The sequence below is a fragment of the Variovorax sp. P4_D9 genome (assembly GCF_056401695.1).
In genome coordinates, this window is the sequence record NZ_JBFUIU010000356.1 from 1 (window position 1) to 9,162 (window position 9,162).

The following is a 9,162-nucleotide window of genomic DNA, read 5'->3' on the forward strand; positions in this document are numbered from 1 at the left end:
GTGTCGTCGGCGATCTCCTGCGGCTGAGTCGGCAGGTTCGGGTTCATCTTCTTGGTGGCCATGCCGCCGGTCGGGGCGATGGTCACGATGACTTTAGGCTTGCTCATGGTTCGGGTCTTAGGTGAAAGGGAGTGAGAAGGAATCGGGTCGCTTGGTGCGGCTAGTGGGCTGCCGGGCCGTCTGCGGCGCCGACGCGCACGGCGCTCTTCGGCAGGGCGATCAGGATCGTGAGTCCGCCGACGATGACCAGTGCGGTCAAGGCGCCCAAGCCCAGCTGGATGCTGCCCGTGACGCTCTTGATCCAGCCGATCACCGTGGGGCTGACGAAGCCTCCCAGAATGCCCAGCGAACTGATCACGGCGATCCCGGCCGCCGCCGCCTCACGGCTCAGGTAGGTCGGCGGGATCGACCAGAACAGCGAACCGCCGCCGAAGATGAAGAACGCGGCGATGCACAGCAGCACCATCACCGGCGCGAAAGCCGTGCCGAGGAAGGAGGTGGCGAACAACGCGACAGCGCCGGCGACCAGGGTCCCACCCACGTGCCAGCGACGTTCCTTGAAACGGTCGGAACTGCGACTGATCACCAGGACGCCGATGGCGCCGAAGATGTAGGGAATGGCAGTGATCCAGCCGATCGCACCGATCGACGAGATGCCCAGGCTCTTGATCATCGTCGGCAACCAGAACGTGACCGTGTAGACCGCGCAAGCGCAGCAGAAGTAGACGAAAGCCAGCACGTAGGTCTTGGGATCCGCAAGCGCGGCGGCCAGCTTGCCGTGGTGGCCGGGCTTCACGTCGACCTTGTGGTCGGCGTCGAGCACCGATTGCACGAGTGCCTTTTCGCCGTCGCTCAGCCAGGGCGCTTCACCGGGCTTGTTCGGCAAGAGGCGGTAGAGCAGGAAGCCCAGCAGGACGGTCGGCAGGCCCTGGACGATGAACAGCCATTGCCAGCCGTGCATGCCGCCCATGCCTTCCATGCCACTCATGATCATTCCCGACAGGGGCCCCCCGAGAACGCCCGTGATCGGCATGCCGAACAGGAACAGCCCGGTCACACGGCCTCGACGGTGGCTCGGATACCAGTACGTGAGGTACAGAATGATGCCGGGGAAAAAGCCGGCCTCGAACATGCCCAGCAGCAGCCGGACTCCATAGAATTGCCAGGGCTCGGTGACAAAGGCCGTGGCGGAAGAGGCCAGACCCCAGAGCACCATGATGCGCAGAAAGGTCAGGCGCGCGCCGATCTTCTCGAGAAGTAGGTTGCTCGGTAGCTCGAACAGCAGGTATGTGACGAAGAAGATGCCGGCGCCCAGCCCGTAGATCGCATCGGAGAATGCCAGATCCTGCTTCATCTGAAGCTGGGCGTAGCCGACGTTGATGCGGTCGAGGAACGCGAAGACATAGGCGATCAGCACGATCGGCATCACCCGCCAGCTGATCCTGCGGTAGACCTTGTCCTCGGTAGACCTGAGCGGCCGGTGGATGTCTGCAACCCCGTGGGTCGCCGACGCTGCGTGGTTCATTGCGTGTCTCCTTGTGATGGCTCCATGCCATGACACGCATCATTCCGGGCGGCGCGAAATGCCGCAGTCGGTCGGCCGACAGTTGAACTAAGGGTAAACACGAGGCCGCGACGCGACCTCTCGAAGCGTCTACAGCATCAGTTCTTGCAAGCCGGGTAGGTCGAGCACGACGATGCCGCCGTACTCGCTTCGCACCAGGCCGGCGTTCTTGAAGCGCATCAAGGCGCTGTTGCAGCTCTGGCGCGACACGGCGGCGAGATTGGCGAGTTCTTCCTGCGACAACTGCAGGTGGCGTTCGCCGCGTGGGTTCAGCAGGGGATGCACCATGCCCACGAGCGCGCGGGCTACCTGGCTGTCGGTGTCCAAGAGGCCTTGTGCCGCGAAATTGCCCATGAACCAATGCAGGCGCTCATTCACCTGCGTCAGCAGGAAATCGTTGAAGGACGGTCGGTTGTGGCGCAGCCAGTCGAAGGTGTCGAACGGGATCTGTGCGACCCGGCTGTGACGCAGCGCAACGAGGTCCGACTGGCGCGGTGCCTCACGGATCAGCGTGCCCTCTCCGAACCAGCTGCCCACCGATTGGCCACCCAAGGTGACGGTTCGCCCATCGCGCGCGGTGATCGCCCACTTGACCAAGCCTTCGAGGACGCCATACCAGGCGTGCTGCCGCTCGCCGTGATGGCTCAGCGAATCGCCCAGCGCAACGGCACGCTCCGACGCGTCACTGCGAACTTGCTCTCGAGCCGGCTCGTCGAGTTCGATGAACCACGCTGACTGCCCAAGCAGTTCGTCCAAGGTGAGCGATGGTGCATGCGCGCGTTGTTGCCGGGTCATCTCTTTCTCCTGAAGCGCGGCTGTTCGGCTGTCGGACCAGGGGAAAACCCTGAGTTCGAGTGTCGGTGCATCGACTGTGCGTCTGCGGACAGCCAAGAACAATGGTCCCTGTCGGAACAGGAGTTTGAAACCATGAGCAAGACCATCCTCTACGGCGTCGACGTCCAGTTCGGCGACTGTGATCCCGCAGGCATTGTCTTCTTCCCCAACTATTCGCGATGGATGGATGCAGCCTCGCACCACTACTTCACGGCGTGCGGGCTGCCGCCGTGGCGAGCGATGGCCGACCTGCCGGGTTGCGTCGGTGCGCCGCTGCTGGAAATCCATACCCGATTCCACACCGCGGTCACCTATGGCGAACGCATCGAGATCCACACCAGCATCGAGGAGTGGCGCGGCAAGGTCTTCCTCCAACGCCACCGCGTGACGCGCGGCGACGACCTGATCTGTGAAGGACGAGAAACACGGGCGCTGTGTGTGCGAGACGACAGCGGGAGGCTCAAGGCGGTACCCGTGCCCGATTTCGTCCGCTCTGCCTGCGCCTGAGTCGCGACGGCGAAACCAGCATTCAACGAGGAATTCAAATGACGACACACAACGGCCAACGAGTCTTGATCACTGCGGGCGCAGGTGGCATCGGTCGCGCCATCGCATCGGCTTTTGCCGCCGCAGGGGCAAGCGTCCATGTCTGCGACATCGATGCGCCTGCACTGAGCGAGCTGCATGCGCAGATGCCCGGCATCAGCACCAGCGTCTGCGACATCGCCGATCGTGGCGCCGTGCAAGGCATGGTCGAGGAGGCCACGAATGCACTGGGCGGGTTGGATGTGCTGGTGAACAACGCCGGCATTGCAGGACCGACAGCGAGTGTCGCAGACATGGACCTGGATGCGTGGGAAGCGGTCCTGCGCGTCAACCTCACAGGCACCTTCACGGTGACGCAGGCCGCCATTCCCCATCTGAAGCAGTCGGCCGCAGGATCGATCGTGGTGATGTCATCGCTTGCCGGGCGCTTTGGCTATCCCAATCGCAGCCCTTACTCGACGACGAAGTGGGGACTCATCGGCTTCACCAAGACCCTGTCGCGCGAACTCGGGGAATTCGGCATCCGCGTCAACGCGATCCTGCCCGGCGCCGTCGACGGCCCACGCCTGCAGCAGGTCTTCGAAGGCCGCGCATCGACTTCGGGGCGCAGCATCGCGCAAGAGGAAGCAGCGGCGCTGGCCAATCAGTCGATCAAGCGCTTCGTCGACCCGGCAGACATTGCGGCGTTGGCGGTCTTTCTGGCCTCTGGCGCTGGACGCTCGATCTCGGGGCAAGTGATTCCCATCGACGGGGACTCTCAGAGCGCGTCCTGACCTCCCTTGACGGCTCCCAACACGCCCGTTCCTGATTCGTGAGCGAAGGCGTGCTGGACTCTCACGCATTCGGCGCAGTCACGGTTGAGGACGTCTGACCTTCCCGGATGCCTGTCGGCCACCAAAGGAGCGTCCGCATCGCGGAGATCTGCGAGGCTCCGCCTTTCCGGGCAGCGCGGCGAGCCACCGAAAGGCGCCGCGTGAACCACGGTTTCACGGCGCTGTCATGCGCCCTGCATCTAATGCTTCCATCAGCAAACGGGGGGTGACCTATGCAGGTAGTTGCGAAGTTCTGGCGGATCGGCACTGCGCTGCTCCTGGTGCTAACCCTGTCGGCCTGCGGCGGCGGCGACGGCGGGGCTGCCTCGAGCACCGGCCTGGGCGGCAGCGCTGCGCAAGGCGCCTCGAAGGATGAAGCCAGCGGCACGGCAAAGGCCGGCGACGGGGGCACGGCGGATGCCGGTGGCCAGGCGGACATCCGATACGCGCCCTGACCAAACAAAATCAACGAGGAGAATACGCATGACCTCACGACGCAAGTTCCTGCAAGGCACTGCCACCGGCACCGTGGCCGCCGCCACGCTCGCTGCCTTCCCGCCCAGCATCCGCCGCGCCCTGGCCATCCCTGCGCACAACGCCACCGGCACCATCCAGGATGTCGAACACGTCGTGATCCTGATGCAGGAGAATCGTTCCTTCGACCAGTACTTCGGCACGCTGCGCGGCGTGCGGGGCTTTGGCGACCGCTTCACCATTCCGTTGCCGGAGGGTCGCAGCGTCTGGCAGCAGAACGACGTCAACGGGCAGCCCGTGCTGCCCTACCACCTCGACGGCAGCAAGGGCAACGCACAGCGCGTGAGCGGCACGCCGCACAGCTGGATCGACGGCGAGAACGCCTGGGATGGCGGGCGAACCTACCAGTGGCCTCGCTACAAGGGCGCCAACGCGATGAGCTACTTCAAGGAGGCCGAGCTGCCCTTCCAGTTCGCGCTGGCCAATGCCTTCACGCTGTGCGACGGCTACCAGTGCTCGATGCACACTGGCACCAACTCGAACCGCATGTTCCTGTGGACAGGCACCAACGGGCCGACCGGCGCCGGTGTTGCTTCGGTCAACAACGAATGGGATTCGATCGACGCCTCGACGCTCGGCTACCAATGGAAGACCTATCCCGAGCGCCTGCAGGAGGCCAAGGTGAGCTGGATCGTCTACCAAAACATGCCCGACAACTTCGGCGACAACCCTCTCGCCGGCTTCAAGCAATACCGCCAGGCCAACGAGGCTTCGGGCAAGCCGGTGAGCAACGAGGCCCTGTCGCCCGCCTATGACCCAGCGAGCGACGATGCGGGCAATCCGCTGTACAAGGGGATCGCCAACACGATGCCGGGCGAACTCGGTAACGCCGACAGCTATTTCGAGCGTTTTCGCGCGGATATCAAGGCCGGCAAGTTGCCGCAGGTGTCGTGGGTGGTGGCGCCCGCCACCTATTCGGAGCACCCGGGACCTTCAAGTCCGGTGCAGGGCGCCTGGTACATCCAGGAGACGCTGGACGCGCTGACCGCGGTGCCCGAGGTGTGGAGCAAGACGGTGCTGTTCATCAACTTCGACGAGAACGACGGCTACTTCGATCACTATCCATCACCCGCGGCGCCCTCGATCAATCCGGACGGCACGGCGGCGGGCAAGACCACGCTGCGCGAAGCCGCGGTGGCGTTCGAGCGCTTCAACTATCCGGCCCCGCCCGGCACCACCAGCCAGCCGGCGCCCGATGGCCGCGTCTTTGGACCCGGCATCCGCGTGCCGATGTACGTAGTCTCTCCATGGAGCCGCGGAGGCTGGGTCAACTCTCAGGCCTTCGACCACACATCGGTGATCCGCTTCCTCGAAAAGCGATTCGGCGTGAAGGAGCCCAACATCAGTCCCTTTCGCCGCGCCGTGTGCGGGGACCTGACCAGCGCCTTCAATTTCGAGCGGCCCAACGACGAGCGACTGCCCACGCTTGCCGGCCGCAAGAGCCGGGCCCAGGCCGACGCGCTGCGCGCGCAGCAGGATCAACTGGCGCAGATCGTGCCGCCGGCCAACCCGCTGCTGCCCGTGCAGGTCCCCGGCACGCGGCCGTCTCGCGCGTTGCCCTACGAACTGCACGTGAGCGCCCGTTGCGACGGCTTGCGCGGCCGCGTCAAGCTGATTTTTGCCAACACTGGCGACGCCGGCGCTGTGTTCCACGTCTACGACAAACTCAACCTAGAGAGGCTGCCGCGCCGCTACATGGTGGAGCGCAACGATCGGCTGGACGACGACTGGGTGGCGACCGMCAACGCCGGCAAGTACGACCTGTGGGTGCTCGGCCCCAATGGATTTCATCGCCATTTCAAGGGCGACCTGAACACATTGAAGTCCAGCGACGCGCCCGAGCCTGAAATTCGCGTCGGCTACGACGTGCGCCGTGGCGACATCCACCTGAAGGTGCGCAACGATGGCGAGCGGGCCTGCTGGTTCACGGTTACCGCCAAGGCCTACTTCAAGGACCGCGGCGACAGTTCGTGGCGCGTGCAGGTCAAGGGTGGCGAGGATGCAGGCAGGCACTGGGACTTGGACGCCAGCGGCCAGTGGTACGACTTCGAGGTGGTATGTGACGCTGACACCACCTGGTCCAGGCGCTTTGCGGGTCGGGTGGAGACCGGCCGGCACTCGGTCAGCGATCCGGCGATGGGGATGCAGGGCACCTGAGCGGCAGTGCCTTGGAGCTCCTGCGCACCTGGTAGCCGGCGTCCAGCGCCTCGACATGCCTGTCGAGGCCGACGGCCGACTCCAACAAGGAGTCGAACTCGGCGGGTTCGTGAATGACTCCACAATTCGGCATGACGAATCCTTCACTGCCAAAAGCCGCCGAGCCTGCATACCTCACCGAGGCGCTGCTCAAGTCCGGGGCACTCGACGGGGGTTGCGTGGCCGACGTGTCGATCGAGGCATCGTTCGCGACCGTGCTTTCACACATCTTCAGGTTGCGCCTCGTTTATGCCGACGCGGCTGCCTGTGCACCCGCAACGCTCATCTTGAAAGCCGGCTTGGCGGACCGCCCCGGCGGACCATGGGTTGGTGGCCGACACGAGGTCGCGTTCTATCGGGACCTTGTGCCTGCGATGCCCGTGGGCATCGCGCCGCGCTGCTTCGACGCCCAATGGGATGACGGCACGGGCACCTGGCATCTATTGCTTGAAGACCTCACGGACTCGCACGCCGTTGCGACGCGCTGGCCCTTGCCACCCACCTTTGCGCAGTGCGAGGCGATCGTCCGTACGCGAGCCCGAGCCCAGGCTGCGTGGTGGGACGACTCGCGACTCGGCGTGACGGTCGGCTCCTGGCAGGATGCGAGTGCTGCCGATGAAACGACGAAGAATCTCATGGCGCAGTTTGCGCGCTTCGCCGACGAAATGGGCGGTCGGCTTTCCGATGATCGATGTGCGCTTTACGAGCACTTGTTCGAAGCCGCGCCGCGCTTGGCCGCACGCTACCAAACGCATCGCCACATGACAATCGTCCAGGGCGACGCGCACGTCTGGAACTGCTTCCTGCCGCGCGATGGCGCAAAGGATGGCGGCAGATTGTTCGACTGGGATGCCTGGCGCGTCGACATGGGATCGGATGACTTGGCATGCATGATGGCCCTGCAGTGGTATCCCGATTTGCGGCAACGCTTCGAGACGCGCCTGCTGGATAGCTTCCATCATGAATTGACGGCGTGCGGCGTGCAGGGCTATGGCCGGCGCGCATTGAAGGACGACTACCGGCTGTCCGTGCTCTGGCTGATCGCAACGCCTGTCTGGCAGCATGCCAACGGGATTCCTCCGGTGATCTGGTGGAACAACTTCGAGCGAGTTCACCTGGCCGTCGAGGACCTCGGCTGCCGCGATCTGCTGGGAAGAAGTTGATGCTTTGACCGGCTACAGTCAGGCCAACTTCGGACGTGGGTGGAGAGGCTCCAGTGCGACGCATTCAGCCGGGAGCCGTTCACGCGGTGGCTGTGAATCGCTGGCGCCGAGCGTGCCGTTCGAACCCGCGGATGCCTCTGCTCCTCTATGATTCGTCGCCATCCGTGCGGCAGAACTCGCCTTCGACCATCACTTGCGCCCACGAACGAATCGATGAAGTCCGAACAATCAAAGCGCGTCACCGCCCCGCATCACTGGCACCTGGCCGAGGACGATCTCGGTGTGGCATTGACCGATCTCGAGTACGCCGTGATGCGCACCTACGAGTCGTTCGTGAGATGGCAGGCCGAGTGCCTGGCGGCCGTCACGGGCGCGGCCCTGACCGGCCAGGAAAACGCGCTGCTTCACGTCATTCGCATGCACGATCAAGCGAAGACCATCAAGGATCTGCTGCATCTCACGAACCGCCAGGACGTGCCCAACGTGCAGTACGGGTTGCGCAAGCTGATCAAACTGGGCTTCATCGAGAAGCAGGGCTCGGGGCGGGCCGGGGTCTACTACGAAGCGACGGCGGAAGGTGCGAAGGTGTGCGACGACTACGCCCAGTTGCGCAAGAAGTTGCTGCTGGAAGGTGCCAAGCACTACCCCGCCTTCAGGCAGCATTCGCGCAGCTCCGGAGCCCATCTGGAACTCCTGGAAAGGCTGTACGAATCGGTGACGCGAGAAGCCGCCACATTCCACCGGCGCGGCTGATCGCCCCGTGAGCCCGATCCGCCGCATCGCCGGCGGAAGTTCATACCACTCCCCCGGGGTGCGCTCCTTCGGTCCTGGCGCGAAGACCCATCACGCCCAGTCTCGGCTCTGAAACCCGATCCGGGAAAACCCCCGCATCGGATCGACGGCGTCTTCCTATACTTCTATCAAATAGAAAGTCTATTTGAAAGTCTATTTGAAAGTCTATTCGAAATCGCATGATTGCCACACGACTCGCGCTCGCGAAGCGTGGAGCCATTTCTCACTCTCGGCCTCCAAGCCCTCGTCAACCAAAGGAACATCCATGAATCGCTTGTTGAATACACCCGACTTTCTGCTGGGCACGTTCGCCTCCAATTGCTCGGGCGGCATGTCCGTCACCAAGGTCGAGGAACGATGGGACAACTCCTGGGACAACAACCTGCGCCTGGCGGTGCTGCTAGACGAGGCCGGCATCGACTTCATGCTGCCCATCGCCCGATGGATCGGATATGGCGGAGAAACCGACTTTCATGGCAATGTGCTGGAGACCGTCACCTGGGCGGCTGCCCTGCTGGCCCATACTCGGCGCCTGACAGTGTTCGCGACGGTCCACACCGCTGCGAACCATCCGATGGTCGTGGCCAAGCAGATCGCCACGCTCGATCAGGTGGGGGCGGGACGGGCCGGTCTCAACATCGTTGCCGGATGGAATCGGCCCGAATACGAAGCGCTCGGCCTGACGCTGGCCGACGATCACAAGACACGCTATGGATACGCC

General features: G+C 64.0%; 10 protein-coding genes. 7 read left to right on the forward strand and 3 right to left on the reverse strand.

Annotated elements, in window-relative coordinates:
- The 3 genes from AC1DY5_RS30630 to AC1DY5_RS30640 form a co-directional block, all read right to left on the reverse strand.
- Positions 1-107: 3-keto-5-aminohexanoate cleavage protein (locus AC1DY5_RS30630; protein ID WP_478117606.1), on the reverse strand; the 107-nt coding region annotated here is incomplete at its 3' end.
- 53 nt (positions 108-160) lie between these two features.
- The gene (locus AC1DY5_RS30635; protein WP_478117589.1) at positions 161-1,525 is read right to left on the reverse strand and encodes an MFS transporter; all 1,365 of its coding nucleotides are present in this window, start codon (positions 1,523-1,525) and stop codon (positions 161-163) included.
- 129 nt (positions 1,526-1,654) lie between these two features.
- Complete coding sequence (locus tag AC1DY5_RS30640; protein ID WP_478117591.1) at positions 1,655-2,359, reverse strand: Crp/Fnr family transcriptional regulator; 705 nt, start codon at positions 2,357-2,359, stop codon at positions 1,655-1,657.
- 132 nt (positions 2,360-2,491) lie between these two features.
- Between AC1DY5_RS30640 and AC1DY5_RS30645 the strand changes: the two genes are divergently transcribed.
- From AC1DY5_RS30645 to AC1DY5_RS30675, 7 genes are all read left to right on the forward strand, one after another.
- Positions 2,492-2,905: an acyl-CoA thioesterase gene (locus AC1DY5_RS30645; protein WP_478117593.1), complete on the forward strand. Its 414-nt coding sequence runs from the start codon at positions 2,492-2,494 to the stop codon at positions 2,903-2,905.
- 38 nt (positions 2,906-2,943) lie between these two features.
- On the forward strand, positions 2,944-3,717 hold the full coding sequence (locus tag AC1DY5_RS30650) for an SDR family oxidoreductase (protein WP_478117595.1): 774 nt from the start codon (positions 2,944-2,946) through the stop codon (positions 3,715-3,717).
- A gap of 272 nt (positions 3,718-3,989) precedes the next feature.
- Positions 3,990-4,211: a hypothetical protein gene (locus AC1DY5_RS30655; RefSeq protein WP_478117597.1), complete on the forward strand. Its 222-nt coding sequence runs from the start codon at positions 3,990-3,992 to the stop codon at positions 4,209-4,211.
- 28 nt (positions 4,212-4,239) lie between these two features.
- Positions 4,240-6,447: a phosphocholine-specific phospholipase C gene (locus tag AC1DY5_RS30660; protein ID WP_478117599.1), complete on the forward strand. Its 2,208-nt coding sequence runs from the start codon at positions 4,240-4,242 to the stop codon at positions 6,445-6,447.
- A gap of 218 nt (positions 6,448-6,665) precedes the next feature.
- A complete protein-coding gene (locus tag AC1DY5_RS30665; protein ID WP_478117600.1) occupies positions 6,666-7,649 on the forward strand; it encodes a protein kinase family protein in 984 nt (327 codons plus the stop codon).
- 213 nt (positions 7,650-7,862) lie between these two features.
- Complete coding sequence (locus AC1DY5_RS30670; protein WP_478117602.1) at positions 7,863-8,402, forward strand: winged helix DNA-binding protein; 540 nt, start codon at positions 7,863-7,865, stop codon at positions 8,400-8,402.
- Between the two features lie 184 nt (positions 8,403-8,586).
- Positions 8,587-9,162: LLM class flavin-dependent oxidoreductase (locus AC1DY5_RS30675; RefSeq protein ID WP_478117604.1), on the forward strand; the 576-nt coding region annotated here is incomplete at its 3' end.